Genomic DNA, 18345 nt, shown 5'->3' on the forward strand with positions numbered 1-18345 from the left:
CACCACCGTATACTTTTGCAAGTACGTTAGTGATTGCTGCTGTTAGAGTTGTTTTACCGTGGTCAACGTGGCCGATTGTACCTACGTTTACGTGCGGTTTCGAACGTTCAAACTTTTCTTTTGCCATTTTCTTAAATTCCTATAAAGAAATTAAAGTCCGATCCCACATGAATCGGACCGAACTAAAATTACTTAACAGCGCGAGCTGCAATAATTGCGTCTGCAACATTTGAAGATGCTTCTGCGTACTTGAGGAATTCCATCGAGTACGAAGCACGCCCTTGTGTTGCAGAACGAAGGTCTGTTGCATAACCGAACATCTCAGCAAGCGGCACTTGTGCGTTTACTTGCTTAAGACCACCTGGCGCTTCGTCCATGCCTTCGATCATACCGCGACGACGGTTTAGGTCGCCTACTACATCACCCATGTTTTCTTCAGGGGTGATAACTTCAACCTTCATAACCGGTTCTAATAAGGCTGGGTTCGCTTCAAGCGCACCTTTCTTGAATGCCATAGAACCTGCGATCTTAAACGCCATTTCATTCGAGTCTACATCATGGAATGAACCATCATATAGCGTCGCTTTAACGCCTAATACAGGGAAGCCAGCTAATACACCATTTTGCATTTGCTCAGCAACACCTTTTTCTACCGCAGGAATGTACTCTTTTGGAACAGCGCCACCAACGATTTCGTTAACGAATTCGAAGTTTTCAGCATCTTCTTCCGTAAAGTCCATTGGCTCAAGTTTCAGCCAAACGTGACCATATTGTCCGCGACCACCAGACTGACGTACAAACTTACCTTCAACTTCAACAGTTGAGCGGATAGCTTCACGATACGCAACCTGAGGTTTACCAACGTTACATTCAACGCTGAATTCACGTTTCATACGATCAACGATAATATCTAAGTGAAGTTCGCCCATTCCTGAAATGATGGTCTGGCCTGATTCTTCATCTGTTTCGACACGGAAAGATGGATCTTCAGCCGCTAGTTTACCTAACGCGATACCCATTTTTTCTTGGTCAGCTTTGGTGCGCGGTTCTACCGCTACTGAAATTACTGGCTCAGGGAATTCCATACGCTCAAGTGTAATGTGCGAATCAAGTGAACACAGAGTGTCACCTGTTGTTACATCTTTCAGACCAATTGCTGCCGCGATGTCGCCAGCGCGAACTTCTTTAATCTCTTGACGGTCATTTGAGTGCATTTGCACAATACGACCAAAACGCTCGCGTTTAGCTTTAACTGGGTTGTAAACTGTATCACCAGTGGCTACAACACCTGAGTAAACGCGGAAGAAAGTTAGCGTTCCAACAAATGGGTCGGTTGCAATTTTAAATGCAAGCGCCGCAAATGGTGCATTGTCATCAGCAGGACGTTCTTCTTCTGTCTCGCCGTCGTCTAAAACACCTTGGATTTGCTTAACTTCAGTTGGTGACGGCATGAATTCAATCACAGCATCAAGTACCGCTTGTACACCTTTGTTCTTAAATGCAGAACCACAGGCCATTGGAACGATTTCGTTCGCAAGCGTACGTTGACGAATTGCTGCTTTGATTTCTTCTTCCGTTAATTCACCATCTTCTAGGTACTTTTCCATTAACTCTTCGTTTGCTTCAGCAGCAGACTCAACTAAATGAGCACGCCATTCTTCAGCAAGGTCTTGAAGGTCAGCAGGAATATCTTCGTAAGTGAAGCTCATGCCCTGGTCTTCTTCAGACCAGTTAATCGCTTTCATCTTGATAAGATCAACGACTCCTTTGAAGTCGTCTTCAGCACCGATAGCAAGTTGGATTGGTACAGGTACAGCGCCTAAACGGCTCTTAACCTGCTCAACTACCATCAAGAAGTCAGCACCTACGCGGTCCATCTTATTAACAAAGATCATGCGTGGTACTTCATATTTATTTGCTTGTCGCCACACCGTTTCCGTTTGTGGCTGGACACCAGATGAAGCACAAAGTACTACAACCGCACCATCGAGTACGCGTAAAGAACGCTCTACTTCGATAGTGAAGTCTACGTGTCCTGGCGTATCAATAATATTGATACGGTGGTCTTCGAACTGAGCGTCCATACCTTTCCAGAAACATGTAGTTGCAGCAGAAGTGATCGTGATACCACGCTCTTGCTCCTGCTCCATCCAGTCCATAGTTGCGGCACCGTCGTGAACTTCACCGATCTTATGACTAAGACCGGTGTAGAAAAGAACACGTTCTGTAGTGGTGGTTTTACCCGCATCTACGTGGGCACAAATACCGATATTGCGATAACGCTCAATTGGAGTTGTACGTGCCATAATATCCTCTTAAAACTTAAGAGCTTACTACCAACGGTAGTGAGCGAATGCCTTGTTCGCTTCAGCCATACGGTGAACGTCTTCACGTTTCTTAACCGCAGTGCCTTTGTTTTCAGCAGCATCAATCATTTCTTGTGCAAGACGTAAGCCCATTGATTTTTCACCACGCTTACGAGCTGCTTCAACTAACCAACGCATACCTAATGCGTTGCGACGAACTGGGCGTACTTCTACTGGTACTTGGTATGTTGAACCACCAACACGGCGAGATTTAACCTCTACCTGTGGGCGAACATTTTCAAGTGCCGATTCGAAGATTTCTAGGTGCGACTTGCCTGATTTCTCAGCAGCCACGTCTAGCGCACCATATACGATTTTTTCAGCAGTTGACTTCTTACCGTCTAACATTACTACGTTAACGAATTTAGCAAGAAGCTCTGATCCGAACTTCGGATCTGGAAGAATTTTACGTTGACCTATTACGCGTCTTCTAGGCATTTTAATCTCTCCGATTTCTTCAGGTTCGCTTTACTTCAGCGAATCCCCAAAACAATATTAATTACAAATTTAAGTGCTTGGCCTTACTAACGGAGAACCATTAGCCCTTAGGGCGCTTAGCACCGTACTTAGAACGACCTTGACGACGGTCGTTAACGCCTGCACAGTCAAGTGCACCGCGAACAGTGTGGAAACGTACACCTGGTAAGTCTTTAACACGACCACCACGGATAAGAATTACACTGTGCTCTTGAAGGTTGTGACCTTCACCACCGATGTATGAAGTTACTTCGAAACCGTTCGTTAAACGAACACGCGCTACTTTACGTAGAGCCGAGTTTGGTTTCTTAGGTGTTGTTGTATATACACGAGTACATACGCCACGCTTTTGAGGACAAGCCTTAAGCGCAGCTGAGTTATTTGATTTAACCTTGCTGCGACGTGGCTTACGCACTAGCTGGTTGATAGTTGCCATTAAATAGCTCCTAATAAATTAAACTAAACTACTGAAAAAAATCCGACCTTTTACTTCACTGAGCAAAAGGGTGGCGGAATTTTAATGAGCAAAGTTTAACCTGTCAACATAAACTGCACATATAGCCCGAAATTTAGGCTATATGTGCGAGTTGCGATTAAGGTTATTCTTGCTCGCCTTCGATGCCAGCATTAAGTGCATCAGTTAGTGCTTGTGATGCTTCATCTACACTAACTGTTTGCTCTTCAACACTTTCACCTTGTTTGCGACGATTGATACGGTCTTGGTGGTAGGCAAAACCAGTACCCGCCGGAATCAAGCGACCTACAATTACGTTTTCTTTAAGACCACGTAATTCATCGCTCTTACCATTTACCGCTGCATCAGTAAGAACACGAGTTGTCTCCTGGAATGATGCTGCAGAAATGAATGATTCTGTCGCAAGTGATGCTTTAGTAATACCCATTAGCTGAATTTCATATTTAGCTGGAATCTTACCTTGCTCTTCAAGATCACGGTTTGCGATATTTACGCGCGCCACTTCAACTTGTTCACCTGCTAGGAATTCTGTATCACCACCGTCTAGGATGATGCACTTACGGATCATCTGACGAATGATAGTTTCGATGTGCTTATCGTTAATTTTTACACCTTGTAAACGGTATACTTCTTGTACTTCGTTTACGATGTAGTTAGCAACATCAGTTACACCACGTAGGCGAAGGATATCGTGTGGTGACTCTGGACCGTCGGCGATAACTTCACCTTTCGATACTGATTCACCTTCGAACACGTTAAGCTGACGCCATTTAGGAATCATCTCTTCGTATGCATCACCTTGCTCTGGTGTAATAACTAAGCGTTTCTTACCTTTAGTTTCTTTACCGAAACTAACTGTACCTGTGATTTCTGCAAGAATTGCTGGATCTTTCGGCTTACGCGCTTCAAATAAGTCAGCAACTCGAGGTAGACCACCGGTGATATCGCGTGTCTTCGAACCTTCTTGCGGGATACGTGCTAATACCGCACCAGCCGCAACCGTTGAACCATCAGTCACTTCAATTGTAGTGAATGAAGGAATACGAATTTCTTGAAGACCGCGCTCATCATTTTCAATGATTAACTTAGGCTCTTTCGCGTTAACTTTCGCAAGGTCTTTAACAACCATACGCGTAAGACCAGTAAGCTCATCTGTTTGCGATTCTACGTTTGAGTCATCAATGTCGCTGAACTGAACTTTTGATTCGTGCTCAACAATGATTGGGTGACTATGCGGATCCCATGTCGCAACGATATCGTTACCAGCAACTTCAGCACCATCTTGTACTGAAAGAACCGCACCGTAAGGTACTTTATAACGCTCTTTCTCACGACCGTGCTCGTCGATAACTGTGATTTCAGTTGAACGAGATGTGATTACAATCTTACCATCTGAGTTAAGAACGTATTTCGCGTTGTGTAGCTTCAAGCTACCGTTGTTCTTAACTTGTACGCTGTTCTCTGCAGACGCTCGAGATGCCGCACCACCGATGTGGAAGGTACGCATCGTAAGCTGTGTACCCGGCTCACCGATTGATTGAGCTGCGATAACACCTACTGATTCACCTGGGTTAATTAGGTGACCACGTGCAAGGTCACGACCGTAACAATTAGCACATACACCGAAGTCGTTATCACATGTGATAACTGAACGTACGCGTACTTCGTCCACTGAGTTCTCTTCTAGAAGGTCACACAGTTTTTCGTCAAGCATTACGTTACGCTCAACAAGTACTTCTTCAGTACCTGGCTTTAATACGTCTTCAGCAACTACACGACCTAATACACGCTCGCGTAGCGGCTCAACAACGTCACCACCTTCAATTAGTGGCTTCATTGTTAGACCATCTTCAGTACCACAGTCTTGCTCGTTGATTACTAAGTCTTGTGCAACGTCTACTAGACGACGCGTTAGGTAACCCGAGTTCGCTGTCTTAAGTGCTGTATCGGCAAGACCTTTACGCGCACCGTGCGTCGAGATGAAGTACTGTAGTACGTTTAGACCTTCACGGAAGTTCGCCGTGATTGGTGTTTCGATGATTGAACCATCTGGACGTGCCATTAGACCACGCATACCCGCTAACTGACGGATCTGAGCGGCGCTACCACGTGCACCTGAGTCGGCCATCATAAATACTGAGTTGAATGAGTCTTGCTCTTCCTCAACACCTTCCGCGTTGATTACAGTATCTTTTGATAAGTTTGCCATCATTTCACGTGATAAGTTTTCATTTACACGTGACCAGATATCGATAACTTTGTTGTACTTTTCACCCGCAGTTACAAGACCAGACTGGAACTGTTGGTTGATTTCGTTAACTTCTGCTTCAGCTGCGTCGATGATTTCAGCTTTAACTGGTGGGATTTCCATATCGTTAATACCGATAGAAACACCCGACTTCATCGCGTAGTGGAAACCTGTGTACATTACTTGGTCAGCAAACACTACTGTGTCTTTTAGACCTAGACGACGGTAACACTCGTTAAGAAGACCTGAAATCTGCTTCTTACCCATTGCCTTGTTAACAAGTTCAAATGGTAAGCCTTCAGGCATAATTAGTGAGAAAATTGCACGACCTACTGTTGTTTCAACTAGGTGTGTAATTTCGCTCTTGTCGCCTTCTTCACTGATAACCGTTTCAGTTAAACGAACTTTAACGCGTGCGTGTAAGTCAGCAACACCTGTGCGGTATGCTTTCTCAGCTTCTTTCGCGTCTTTGAATACTAAACCTTCACCGTTCGCATTAATGCGATCGCGTGTCATGTAGTAAAGACCTAATACAACGTCCTGTGAAGGTACGATGATTGGCTCACCGTTCGCTGGTGAAAGAATGTTGTTGGTTGACATCATTAGCGCACGTGCTTCTAGCTGTGCTTCTAATGTTAACGGTACGTGTACCGCCATTTGGTCACCATCGAAGTCAGCGTTATATGCCGCACACACTAATGGGTGTAGGTGAATCGCTTTACCTTCGATTAATACTGGTTCAAACGCCTGGATACCAAGACGGTGAAGTGTTGGTGCACGGTTAAGTAGAACCGGGTGCTCACGAATTACTTCATCTAGGATATCCCAAACTTCCGGTACTTCTCGCTCTACCATCTTCTTCGCAGCTTTGATAGTAGTCGCCATACCGCGGCGCTCTAATTTACCGTAGATAAATGGCTTGAATAGCTCGAGTGCCATTTTCTTAGGAAGACCACACTGGTGTAGTTTCAGTGTAGGACCTACAGTGATTACAGAACGACCTGAGTAGTCAACACGCTTACCAAGAAGGTTTTGACGGAAACGACCTTGCTTACCTTTGATCATGTCTGCAAGCGACTTAAGTGGACGCTTGTTAGAACCTGTGATCGCACGACCGCGACGACCGTTATCAAGTAGTGCATCTACCGCTTCTTGTAACATACGCTTTTCGTTGCGTACGATAATGTCTGGTGCAGCTAAGTCTAAAAGACGCTTCAGACGGTTGTTACGGTTGATTACACGACGGTATAAATCGTTCAGATCAGATGTAGCAAAACGACCGCCATCTAGTGGTACTAGTGGACGTAGATCTGGTGGAAGAACTGGTAATACAGTCATGATCATCCACTCAGGGTTGTTACCTGATTGGTGGAATGATTCCATCAGTTTAAGACGCTTAGTGATCTTCTTACGCTTAGTTTCAGAGTTAATTGTTGGTAACTCTTCGCGCATTTCTGCAATTAGCTGACCAAGGTCAAGGTCACGAAGTAGATCAAGTACAGCTTCTGCACCCATCTTAGCTTCGAACTCATCACCGTGCTCTTCTAATGCATCTAGGTATTCTTCTTCACCTAATAGCTGACCACGCTCAAGCGTTGTCATACCTGGCTCTGTTACTACGAATGATTCGAAGTAAAGTACGCGCTCGATATCACGTAATGTCATGTCTAACATTAGGCCGATACGAGACGGTAATGATTTAAGGAACCAAATGTGCGCTACAGGGCTAGCTAGCTCGATATGACCCATACGGTCACGACGAACCTTAGTTAATGTAACTTCTACGCCACACTTTTCACAAATAACACCACGGTGCTTTAAGCGCTTATATTTACCACATAAACACTCATAGTCTTTTACTGGGCCGAAAATACGAGCACAGAATAAGCCGTCGCGCTCAGGCTTGAAAGTACGGTAGTTGATTGTCTCAGGTTTCTTTACCTCACCAAATGACCATGAACGTACCATATCTGGCGAAGCTAGACCGATGCGGATCGCATCAAACTCTTCGGTCTTGTTTTGTTGCTTCAGAAACTTAAGTAAGTCTTTCACCTTAGCTCTCCTAAAGGAGGTTAATCTTGGGGGCGGTCCATTTTAGCCACCCCAGCTATTCGTTCGCGAAAGGCGCTTTGCTCTGTATCTACAAAGTAGCGCCTAATCGGCTTATTCTTCTTCCAGCTCGATGTTGATACCTAGTGAGCGGATCTCTTTCAACAATACGTTGAACGATTCTGGCATACCAGGTTCCATCTTGTGGTTTCCGTCTACGATGTTCTTATACATCTTAGTACGACCGTTAACGTCATCCGACTTAACAGTAAGCATTTCCTGTAGCGTGTAAGCAGCACCGTATGCTTCTAGTGCCCATACCTCCATCTCACCGAAACGCTGACCACCGAACTGAGCTTTACCACCAAGTGGCTGCTGAGTTACTAGGCTGTAAGAACCAGTCGAACGAGCGTGCATCTTGTCATCTACTAAGTGGTTTAGTTTCAGCATGTACATGTAACCTACAGTTACTTTACGCTCAAACTCATCACCAGTACGACCGTCATAAAGTGTTACCTGACCACTTGAAGGGTATCCACCTAGCTCAAGTAGTTCTTTGATTTCACTTTCTTTTGCACCGTCAAACGCTGGAGTTGCGATTGGTAAACCGCCTTTTAGGTTTTCAGCTAAGCGACGGATTTCATCATCAGAGAAGCTTGCAATATCAACTTTCTGACGACAGTCACCTAATGCGTAAGCTTTAGCAATGAATTCACGTAATTCGTGAAGTTCACGCTGTTCTTTCATCATGTCTTCTAAGCGCTCACCAATACCACGAGCAGCCAGACCCATGTGTGTTTCTAAGATCTGACCGATGTTCATACGTGATGGTACACCTAGCGGGTTAAGAACGATGTCTACGGTACGACCACGGTCATCGTAAGGCATATCTTCTACTGGTACGATTGTCGAGATAACACCTTTGTTACCGTGACGACCAGCCATCTTATCACCCGGTTGAATACGACGTTTAACAGCTAGGTAAACTTTAACAATCTTAAGAACACCTGGTGCTAAATCGTCACCTTGTGTGATCTTACGACGCTTAGTTTCGAAGCGCTTGTCGTAATCAGCTTTTAATTCATCATACTGTTCAGCTAGTTGCTCTAACTCGCCTTGTTGTGCTTCATCAGCTAGGCTTTGCGTTAGTAGCTTGTCTGCAGCAAGACCTGCAAGTGATGCTTCATCCATACCAGCAGCAATAAGTAGCTTGCGAGCACGGCTTAAGACACCTTCTTCAAGGATCTTAAATTCTTCGTTGAAGTCTTTCTTCGCTTCACGAACTTGCATCTCTTCGATTTCAAGTGCGCGCTTGTCTTTTTCAACACCATCGCGAGTAAATACTTGAACGTCGATTACTGTACCAGATACTGAGTTTGGTACACGTAATGAGCTGTCTTTAACGTCAGACGCTTTTTCACCGAAGATAGCACGTAGTAGCTTTTCTTCAGGAGTTAGCTGCGTTTCACCTTTAGGTGTAACTTTACCAACTAAGATGTCACCGCCTTTAACTTCAGCACCGATGTATACAACACCCGATTCATCAAGTTTGCCAAGTGCAGATTCACCTACGTTAGGAATATCAGCTGTAATTTCTTCTGGACCTAACTTGGTATCACGCGCGATACACTGAAGTTCTTGAATATGAATCGTGGTTAGACGATCTTCTTGAACTACGCGCTCTGATAGTAAGATTGAATCCTCGAAGTTATAACCATTCCATGGCATGAATGCCACGCGAAGGTTTTGACCTAGTGCTAAGTCACCTAAGTCTGTCGAAGGACCATCAGCAAGTACGTCGCCACGAACAACCGGCTCACCAACCATACACGTTGGTTTTTGGTTGATACAGGTGTTCTGGTTAGAACGTGTGTACTTAGTTAGGTTATAAATGTCGATACCCGCTTCACCTGGAACGCGCTCATCTTCATTTACGTTTACAACGATACGGCTCGCATCAGCGTAATCAACTACACCACCACGCTTAGCAACGATTGTTACACCTGAATCTTTCGCAAGTGTACGCTCGATACCTGTACCTACTAACGGCTTATCTGCACGTAATGTTGGTACTGCTTGACGTTGCATGTTCGATCCCATTAGTGCACGGTTCGCATCATCGTGCTCTAGGAATGGGATAAGTGCTGCTGCAACTGAGATAACCTGTTGTGGCGATACATCCATATATTGGATGCTGTCGCTAGGCATAAAGGTTGATTCACCTTTGTGACGACATGGAATTTGCTCATCAACAAAACGGTTTTCTTCTGTTAAGTTTGCGTTTGCCTGTGCAATTACAAACTGACCTTCTTCGATTGCAGATAGGTAATCAACTTCGTCAGTTACAACGCCGTCAATTACTTTACGGTATGGCGTTTCTAGGAAACCATAGTCGTTAGTACGTGCGTATGTTGAAAGCGAGTTGATCAGACCGATGTTCGGACCTTCAGGCGTTTCGATTGGACATACACGACCGTAGTGAGTTACGTGAACGTCACGTACTTCGAAGCCTGCGCGCTCACGCGTTAGACCACCTGGACCTAATGCAGAGATACGACGCTTGTGCGTTACTTCTGAAAGCGGGTTGTTTTGGTCCATAAACTGAGATAACTGCGATGAACCGAAGAATTCTTTAACCGCTGCAGAAATAGGCTTAGCATTGATTAGGTCTTGTGGCATTACTGCATCAAGATCACCTAAGCTTAAACGCTCACGTACTGCACGCTCAACACGTACTAAACCAACACGGAATTGGTTTTCTGCCATTTCACCCACAGAACGAATACGACGGTTACCTAAGTGGTCGATATCATCAACCTCACCTTTACCGTTACGAATGTCGATTAGAACCTTCATAACTGCAACGATATCTTCTTTACTTAGTGTACCTGCACCGTAACCTTCTTCGTGGCCAACACGGCTGTTGAATTTCATACGACCAACTTGTGATAGGTCGTAACGCTCTTCAGAGAAGAATAAGTTATCGAATAGTGCTTCTGCTGCATCACGCGTTGGTGGCTCACCAGGACGCATCATGCGGTAGATTTCAACAAGCGCTTCTAAACGATCATTTGTTGGGTCAACACGTACAGTTTCTGACATGTATGCACCGCTATCAACTTCGTTGATATACAGTGTTTCAATCTTGTTAAAGCCAGCTTTAACAAGTTCAGCCATTAACTCAAGTGACAGCTCAGCATTTGCTTCAGCTACAATTTCACCTGTGTCTTCGTTGATGTAGTTTTTCGCTACAACACGATCAATGATGTACTCGTGCGGAACTTCTAGCTGAGTAACGTTGTTCTTTTCTAGTTGTTTGATGTGACGCGCCGTAATACGACGGCCTGATTCAACAATCACATCACCAGAAGGATCTTTAATATCAAAGATCGCAGTCTCACCACGTAAACGTGATGGAACAAGTTCCATTAATACTTTACCGTCTGCTACTTCGAACGTTGTAGTTTCGAAGAACATATCTAGAATTTCTTCAGTTGAATATTCTAGTGCGCGTAAAATAATAGACGCTGGCAGTTTACGACGACGGTCGATACGTACGAATAGGTTATCTTTTGGATCGAATTCGAAATCTAACCAAGAACCACGGTAAGGAATAACACGTGCATTATATAAAACTTTACCCGATGAGTGCGTTTTACCACGGTCATTATCGAAGAATACACCTGGTGAACGATGTAGCTGAGAAACGATTACACGCTCAGTACCATTGATCACAAAAGTACCTGTATCGGTCATGAGCGGAATTTCGCCCATGTATACTTCTTGCTCTTTAATGTCTTTAACTGTGCCTGGTGCTTCCTTGTCCATTAGCACTAAGCGTAGCTTAACGCGTAATGGTGCAGAATAAGTCACACCGCGGATTTGACACTCTTTAACATCAAATACTGGCTCACCAATACGATAACTTACGTATTGTAGCTCAGAATTTCCCGAGTAACTTTTGATCGGGAAAACAGAACGGAATGCTGCTTCAAGGCCGTGATTGCCTTCTGCGTCCGGACTTAAGAATTTTTTAAAGGATTCTAACTGCGTAGACAGTAGAAACGGCACATCCAACACTTGTGGACGTTTACCAAAATCCTTACGGATACGTTTCTTTTCAGAATAAGAGTAAGCCATGGGGTTCCTCAGCTTGCTGACTTTTGACCCAACTGCTCATAATAATGAACAGACTAACTTGGCACTGTGGCCAATACTGCAACACCAATTTTTTAATTAGCTAAAAACATTAAAAATCAGTTGGTTGCAAAACTAATAATTAAACAACTTAGCTAATTATTGTGCGATTGCAAAGCCGGAGCTCTACAGCGCAAAAAGGCCGGTGAATAAAAATTCACCAGCCCTTGCCTGATTTTTGGTCAGGCAGCTAATCTAGCATAAGCTAGATTACTTGATCTCAACTTCAGCACCAGCTTCTTCAAGATCTTTCTTAAGTGCTTCAGCTTCTTCCTTAGATACACCTTCTTTGATTGGTGCAGGAGCAGACTCAACAAGCGCCTTAGCTTCTTTAAGGCCAAGACCAGTTGCGCCACGTACAGCTTTGATTGCAGCAACTTTGTTACCGCCAGCAGCAGCTAAGATTACGTCGAACTCAGTCTTTTCTTCAGCAGCTTCAGCAGGACCAGCAGCAACAACAGCAGCAGCTGCAGTTACGCCGAACTTCTCTTCCATAGCTTCAACTAGTTCAACAACTTCCATTACTGACATTTCAGCAATAGCGTCAAGGATTTGGTCTTTAGATACAGACATTTCAAATTTCCTAATAATTACGAACCATTAAGGGTTCAAAAAATACTTTACACCGAAAAAGAACAAAAAACAGCTTAAAATTAAGCAGCTTGCTCAGCTTTCTGTACACGTACTGCTTCAATTGTTTTACACAATTTACCAGCAGACGCTTCTTTCATAGCGCTCATTAAGCGTGCAACTGCTTCGTCGTATGTTGGTAATGTAGCAAGCATATCTGCGTCTACAACGTTACCTTCAAAAGCGGCCGTTTTAACTTCAAAGTTTTCATTCTTCTTCGCGAAATCTTTAAAGATACGCGCTGCAGCACCTGGGTGCTCAGAAGAGAAAGCGATTAAGCTAGGACCAACTAGCGACTCATTTAGACACTCATAATCAGTACCTTCAACAGCACGTTTAGCTAAAGTGTTACGAACAACCTTCATCCAAACGCCTGCTTCACGAGCTTCTTTACGAAGGGCAGTGATAGCATCTACAGTTACACCACGAGAATCTGCAACAACTGCAGAAAGAGCACCTTTGGCAGCTTCGTTAACTTCAGCAACAATTGCTTTTTTGTCTTGAAGATTTAACGCCATGGGTGTTACTCCTGGTTCTATGGGGACAAGCCCCTGTTTACTCATCTTTTAATCAAAATTAAGATTAAAAGTGCTTTTTACGGCGAGAGCCAGAAGATTAGGAAAAATCTTGCTGGGGATTCACACCGTCTACGTAGGAGATTAAGCACACCTAATGGTTTGCACCTACGGTCTTGGACGAAAGCCTAATTTATCGCTTTTGCTTGAAACAAGCGCGAAATTATAGACTCCAACCCGAATTTGGTTTTATTGTTGAATTAAAGAAAACTTCATAACTCAACAAAATGGCGCAAAATTATAGTCTAATTTTTGCGCCATGTAAACGCTATTCTCTAAATTATACTACTTGAGTATTTAGAGTAGCTTGGTCTACAGCAACACCAGCACCCATCGTAGTAGAGATGCTTACTTTCTTAAGGAAAGTACCTTTCGCTTGAGAAGGCTTAGCCTTCTTAAGAGCGATGATTAACGCTTCAAGGTTTTCTTGAAGTTGGTTTGCATCAAAATCTACTTTACCGATAGTAGTGTGGATAATACCGTTCTTGTCGTTGCGGTAACGAACCTGACCAGCTTTAGCGTTTTTAACTGCTTCTGCAACGTTAGGCGTTACAGTACCAGTTTTAGGGTTAGGCATAAGACCACGTGGACCTAGGATTTGACCTAGTTGACCAACAACGCGCATTGCATCTGGAGAAGCAACAACAACGTCAAAGTTCATTTCGCCTTTCTTAACCTGCTCAGCAAGGTCGTCCATACCTACTAAATCAGCACCAGCTTCTTTAGCAGCATCTGCGTTTGCACCTTGAGTGAATACAGCAACGCGTACTTCACGACCAGTACCGTGTGGTAGTACAGTTGCACCACGTACGTTTTGGTCTGATTTACGAGCGTCGATGCCAAGGTTTACAGCAACGTCAACACTTTCAGTGAATTTAGCAGTAGCTAGTTCTTTAAGAAGAGCAACAGCTTCGTTGATTTCGTACTCTTTAGTTACGTCAACTTTTTCGCGGATTACGCGCATACGCTTAGTTAATTTAGCCATTCTCAATTACCCTTCTACATTCAAGCCCATTGCACGTGCAGAACCTGCAATCGTGCGTACAGCTGCGTCCATATCAGCAGCAGTAAGGTCAGGACGTTTAGTCTCAACGATCTCTTCTAGTTGTGCACGTGTTACAGTACCAACTTTCTCAGTGTTAGGACGGCCAGAACCAGACTTGATACCTGCAGCCTTCTTAAGAAGGTAAGATGCAGGTGGAGTTTTCATATCAAAAGTGAATGAACGGTCGTTGTAAACAGAAATGATTACAGGAACCGGTGCACCTTTCTCGATAGACTCTGTACGTGCGTTGAACGCTTTACAGAATTCCATGATGTTAACACCATGTTGACCTAGTGCAGGACCTACTGGAGGACTAGGGTTAGCCATACCAGCAGCAACTTGTAGCTTGATTAGAGCTTCAACTTTCTTTGCCATTTTAATAACCTCATTTAATGGGTCTTAGCCTTGTGCGTGCGAGGACACGTACTCAAGCGGCTTCCCAAAATTAAAAAATTCTTAGCTTTTGCTATCATCAGATAACAAAAGGCCGCTGATTATAGATTAACCAGCGGCCTTTTTCAATATGATCATTTAAGAATTATTTGTCAGCTTCAACCTGACCAAATTCTAATTCTACTGGTGTAGAACGACCAAAAATAAGTACAGACACTTTTACGCGGCTGCGGTCGTAATCAACTTCTTCAACAACACCGTTAAAGTCAGCAAATGGACCATCAATAACACGTACCACTTCACCTGGCTCAAACAATGTAGCCGGCTTAGGTGCATCTGCATTTTCTTGCAGACGGTTAAGAATACGATCAGCTTCTTTTTTGCTGATAGGCGCAGGACGGTCAGATGTACCGCCAATGAAACCCATTACACGTGGCGTGCTATTTACTAAGTGCCAGCTCGCATCGTTCATATCCATTTCTACCAGTACATAGCCTGGGAAGAACTTACGCTCTGAACGACGTTTTTGGCCTGATTTCATTTCTACAACTTCTTCAGTCGGTACTAATACCTCACCGAAGCTGTCTTCTAGGCCTTGGATTTTAATATGCTCAATAATTGTTTGAGCTACGCGTTTCTCAAAACCAGAAAATGCTTGTACTACGTACCAACGTAGTTTCTTTTCTTTGTTCTCATCCGCCATGGGATCAGATCTCCAATCCAGTTAAAAAGCCAACAATTCTAAATAATGCACCGTCTAGACCCCAAAGGATAAGCGCCATTACTACTGTTGCAATCATTACGATAAACGTTGTTTGAACCGTCTCTTGGCGTGTTGGCCACACCACTTTACGTACTTCTAGCTTCGCTTCTTTGGCAAACGCAATAAACTCACGTCCTTTACCCGTTAACGAGGCAACGCCCAAACCAGCGGCAATCGCTACTACTACACCAACTGCACGTAATAATACAGATTGATCTTCAAACATGTAATTGCCTACAACTGCGCCTGCTAGCAGTGCAATTGCTACAATCCATTTTAATGCATCCATTGAGCTTGATGGAGCTTCTACATTTGCGCTCATAATTAATTTACCTTAATACCAGACACAACAACCCCGGTGCTTAGACGAGGTTAATCCTTAAAATCCAAACTTTATAATCTACTTAGTAACAAGAAAATAAACTATCAGGTTTAGACTTCGAATTAAAGTGGCAGGGGCGACAGGACTCGAACCCGTAACCGTCGGTTTTGGAGACCGCTGTTCTACCAATTGGAACTACGCCCCTGCAAAGTGGATGCCCATTATACTGACCAATTCTTTTAAAACAAGGGTAAAAGATGCCCACTAAGCAATTATCTTAACTTTGCGATTTTCAAGATCGGCAATTTTTTATTTGTGGCAATAAAAAACCCAGCAAATGCTGGGTTTTTTCAGAACTTAGAAAAGTTTAATTACTTATTCTTTTCTTTTTGTTCAGCAATTACTGTCTCAGCTACGTTTGCTGGACATGCAGCGTAGTGTGAGAACTCCATAGAGAACTGACCACGACCTGAAGTAATTGTACGAAGGTGACCGATGTAACCGAACATTTCTGAAAGCGGTACTTCACCCTTGATGCGAACGCCCATTGCGCCAGCTTCTTGGTCTTTGATCATACCACGACGACGGTTAAGGTCACCAATTACGTCACCTACGTTGTCTTCTGGTGTGAACACGTCAACTTTCATGATTGGCTCAAGAAGCTGAGGACCTGCTTTTGGAATAGACTGACGGAATGCGCCTTTCGCAGCGATTTCGAACGCGATTGCTGATGAGTCAACTGCGTGGAAAGCACCGTCGAATAGTTCAACTTCAACGTCTAGTACTGGGAAGCCTGCAAGAACACCTTCTTCCATCATAGATGCGAAGCCTTTCTCAACTGCTGGCCAGAATTCCTTAGGAACGTTACCACCAACTACTGATGAAGAGAAAGTGAAGCCTGAGTTTTGCTCGCCTGGCTTGATACGGTAATCGATCTTACCGAACTGACCAGAACCACCTGATTGCTTCTTGTGTGTGTAGCTGTCTTCGATTTCTTGCGTGATAGTTTCACGGTAAGCAACCTGAGGCTGACCAACAACTAGGTCTACACCGTATGTACGCTTAAGGATATCAACCTTGATGTCTAGGTGTAATTCACCCATACCTTTAAGGATTGTTTCACCTGAATCTTCGTCAGTTTCAACCTGGAATGACGGATCTTCTGCAACCATCTTACCGATAGCGATACCCATCTTCTCGTTACCACCTTTATCTTTAGGTGCAACAGCGATTGAGATTACCGGATCAGGGAAGATCATCGCTTCAAGAGTACATTCGTGCTTAGGATCACATAGAGTGTGACCTGTTTGAACGTTCTTCATACCTACAACAGCAATGATATCACCCGCTTGCGCTTCAGTGATTTCGTTACGGTCGTCAGCTTGCATCTCAACCATACGGCCGATACGCTCTGTTTTACCAGTTGCTGAGTTAAGAACTGTATCACCTTTCTTCATGCGACCTGAGTAGATACGGATGAACGTAAGTGCACCGAAACGGTCGTCCATGATTTTGAACGCTAACGCTTTTAGTGGCTCGTCTGCAGAAACAGTTGCAACTTCACCAGTTGGCTCACCAGTTTCTTTATCAGTTAACGGCTGAGGATCAACTTCAGTTGGTGATGGTAGGTAATCTACAACAGCATCTAGTACTAACTGCATACCTTTGTTCTTGAACGCAGAACCACAGTAAGTTGGGAAGAATGCTAGATCACGAGTACCTTTACGGATACACGCTTTGATTTGCTCTAGTGAAGGGATTTCACCTTCCATGTACGCTTCCATTAGGTCGTCGTCTTGCTCAACAGCAGACTCGATTAGCATCTCATGGTATTCTTCAACTTTGTCTACCATGTCAGCTGGAACGTCTTGTACTTCATAGTTTTCAGGAAGACCAGTCTCATCCCAAACGTATGCTTTTTTCTCTAGAACATCTACAACACCACAGAATTCGTCTTCAATACCAATTGGTAGTGTCATAACTAGTGGGTTTGCACCAAGTACTTTCTCAACTTGACCTACAACGCGGTAGAAGTCAGCACCCATACGGTCTAGTTTGTTTACGAAGATACAACGAGCAACTTCTGATTCGTTAGCGTAACGCCAGTTAGTTTCTGACTGAGGCTCAACACCACCAGAACCACAGAATACACCGATACCACCGTCAAGAACTTTAAGTGAACGATATACTTCAACTGTGAAGTCAACGTGTCCAGGAGTATCGATAACGTTTAAACGGTGACCTTTCCACTCACACGTTACAGCTGCTGACTGGATTGTAATACCACGCTCAGCTTCCTGTTCCATGAAGTCAGTTGTTGATTCACCATCGTGAACCTCACCGGTTTTGTGGATTTTACCAGTTAACTTAAGGATACGTTCTGTTGTAGTCGTTTTACCCGCATCTACGTGGGCAAAAATACCGATATTTCTGTACTTAGATAAATCAGCCATTTCTTTACTCTAATTAATTAAAATTTTTCGCGCGGAGTATAACACTAGTTGATGACAACATCATCTAATAGTGGCTTATTTACAGCAATAAAATGTACATTTTTTAGCTTATTTAAGCTTTGAATTTCACATTTAGCTGTTTACAGCTTGAACAATCAACGTTCAAAAAAAGCACAACACCACTGCGAATGTTAAAAATGAAAAAAACCCGCGTAACAATTTACGCGGGTTTTTCAATGCTTATGCATTAACTATCAAGAATTAGTCTTCGATAGTTGCTACAACACCAGCACCTACTGTACGGCCACCTTCACGGATCGCGAAACGTAGACCTTCGTCCATCGCGATTGGA

General features: G+C 43.9%; 13 protein-coding genes, 1 tRNA gene and 1 pseudogene. All 15 read right to left on the minus strand.

All coding sequences use genetic code 11. The annotated features are described in order from the left end of the window. Nucleotides 1-127 (minus strand): GTP-binding protein (locus ACHSBP_RS03475; protein ID WP_228553369.1); only part of this gene is annotated, 127 nt, incomplete at its 3' end. Nucleotides 128-188: 61 nt separating this feature from the next. Continuing rightward, a complete protein-coding gene (gene fusA / locus ACHSBP_RS03480) occupies nt 189-2306 on the minus strand; it encodes an elongation factor G (RefSeq protein WP_010562302.1) in 2118 nt (705 codons plus the stop codon). 27 nt (nt 2307-2333) lie between these two features. Further along, nucleotides 2334-2804, minus strand: coding sequence for a 30S ribosomal protein S7 (gene rpsG / locus ACHSBP_RS03485; protein ID WP_010562301.1), 471 nt, complete (start codon nt 2802-2804; stop codon nt 2334-2336). 100 nt (nt 2805-2904) lie between these two features. After that, a complete protein-coding gene (rpsL, locus tag ACHSBP_RS03490) occupies nt 2905-3279 on the minus strand; it encodes a 30S ribosomal protein S12 (RefSeq protein WP_010562300.1) in 375 nt (124 codons plus the stop codon). 163 nt (nt 3280-3442) lie between these two features. Beyond that, on the minus strand, nt 3443-7618 hold the full coding sequence (gene rpoC, locus ACHSBP_RS03495) for a DNA-directed RNA polymerase subunit beta' (protein ID WP_038638981.1): 4176 nt from the start codon (nt 7616-7618) through the stop codon (nt 3443-3445). Nucleotides 7619-7729: 111 nt separating this feature from the next. Further along, on the minus strand, nt 7730-11755 hold the full coding sequence (gene rpoB / locus ACHSBP_RS03500; RefSeq protein WP_010562298.1) for a DNA-directed RNA polymerase subunit beta: 4026 nt from the start codon (nt 11753-11755) through the stop codon (nt 7730-7732). A 267-nt stretch (nt 11756-12022) separates the two neighbouring features. Further along, nucleotides 12023-12385 carry a 50S ribosomal protein L7/L12 gene (gene rplL, locus ACHSBP_RS03505; protein WP_010562297.1) on the minus strand — a complete coding sequence of 121 codons (363 nt, stop codon included), beginning with the start codon at nt 12383-12385 and terminating at the stop codon, nt 12023-12025. Nucleotides 12386-12465: 80 nt separating this feature from the next. Next, a complete protein-coding gene (gene rplJ, locus ACHSBP_RS03510) occupies nt 12466-12960 on the minus strand; it encodes a 50S ribosomal protein L10 (RefSeq protein WP_010562296.1) in 495 nt (164 codons plus the stop codon). Between the two features lie 337 nt (nt 12961-13297). Next, the gene (gene rplA, locus ACHSBP_RS03515; protein WP_010562295.1) at nt 13298-14002 is read right to left on the minus strand and encodes a 50S ribosomal protein L1; all 705 of its coding nucleotides are present in this window, start codon (nt 14000-14002) and stop codon (nt 13298-13300) included. A gap of 6 nt (nt 14003-14008) precedes the next feature. Continuing rightward, entirely contained in the window at nt 14009-14437 is a 429-nt protein-coding gene (gene rplK, locus ACHSBP_RS03520; RefSeq protein ID WP_010387320.1) for a 50S ribosomal protein L11, read from the minus strand. Between the two features lie 163 nt (nt 14438-14600). Further along, nucleotides 14601-15158: a transcription termination/antitermination protein NusG gene (nusG, locus tag ACHSBP_RS03525; RefSeq protein ID WP_010562294.1), complete on the minus strand. Its 558-nt coding sequence runs from the start codon at nt 15156-15158 to the stop codon at nt 14601-14603. Between the two features lie 4 nt (nt 15159-15162). Continuing rightward, nucleotides 15163-15540 carry a preprotein translocase subunit SecE gene (gene secE, locus ACHSBP_RS03530; RefSeq protein ID WP_010562293.1) on the minus strand — a complete coding sequence of 126 codons (378 nt, stop codon included), beginning with the start codon at nt 15538-15540 and terminating at the stop codon, nt 15163-15165. 128 nt (nt 15541-15668) lie between these two features. Then, nucleotides 15669-15745 (minus strand) — tRNA-Trp (locus ACHSBP_RS03535). A gap of 166 nt (nt 15746-15911) precedes the next feature. Further along, nucleotides 15912-17993 carry an elongation factor G gene (gene fusA, locus ACHSBP_RS03540; protein ID WP_010562292.1) on the minus strand — a complete coding sequence of 694 codons (2082 nt, stop codon included), beginning with the start codon at nt 17991-17993 and terminating at the stop codon, nt 15912-15914. 261 nt (nt 17994-18254) lie between these two features. Then, a pseudogene (locus ACHSBP_RS03545) lies at nt 18255-18345 on the minus strand (elongation factor Tu); the annotation flags it as partial.

The organism is Pseudoalteromonas sp. XMcav1-K (assembly GCF_044005875.1).
Taxonomy (GTDB): domain Bacteria; phylum Pseudomonadota; class Gammaproteobacteria; order Enterobacterales; family Alteromonadaceae; genus Pseudoalteromonas; species Pseudoalteromonas spongiae.

Bases quoted from the DNA above. Each gene is read 5' to 3' on its own strand.
- rpoB (WP_010562298.1), bottom strand. From the start codon at position 11,755: ATGGCTTACTCTTATTCTGAAAAGAAACGTATCCGTAAGGATTTTGGT.
- rpsL (WP_010562300.1), bottom strand. From the start codon at position 3,279: ATGGCAACTATCAACCAGCTAGTGCGTAAGCCACGTCGCAGCAAGGTT.
- rplL (WP_010562297.1), bottom strand. From the start codon at position 12,385: ATGTCTGTATCTAAAGACCAAATCCTTGACGCTATTGCTGAAATGTCA.
- rplA (WP_010562295.1), bottom strand. From the start codon at position 14,002: ATGGCTAAATTAACTAAGCGTATGCGCGTAATCCGCGAAAAAGTTGAC.
- rpsG (WP_010562301.1), bottom strand. From the start codon at position 2,804: ATGCCTAGAAGACGCGTAATAGGTCAACGTAAAATTCTTCCAGATCCG.
- rplK (WP_010387320.1), bottom strand. From the start codon at position 14,437: ATGGCAAAGAAAGTTGAAGCTCTAATCAAGCTACAAGTTGCTGCTGGT.
- rplJ (WP_010562296.1), bottom strand. From the start codon at position 12,960: ATGGCGTTAAATCTTCAAGACAAAAAAGCAATTGTTGCTGAAGTTAAC.
- fusA (WP_010562302.1), bottom strand. From the start codon at position 2,306: ATGGCACGTACAACTCCAATTGAGCGTTATCGCAATATCGGTATTTGT.
- secE (WP_010562293.1), bottom strand. From the start codon at position 15,540: ATGAGCGCAAATGTAGAAGCTCCATCAAGCTCAATGGATGCATTAAAA.
- fusA (WP_010562292.1), bottom strand. From the start codon at position 17,993: ATGGCTGATTTATCTAAGTACAGAAATATCGGTATTTTTGCCCACGTA.
- nusG (WP_010562294.1), bottom strand. From the start codon at position 15,158: ATGGCGGATGAGAACAAAGAAAAGAAACTACGTTGGTACGTAGTACAA.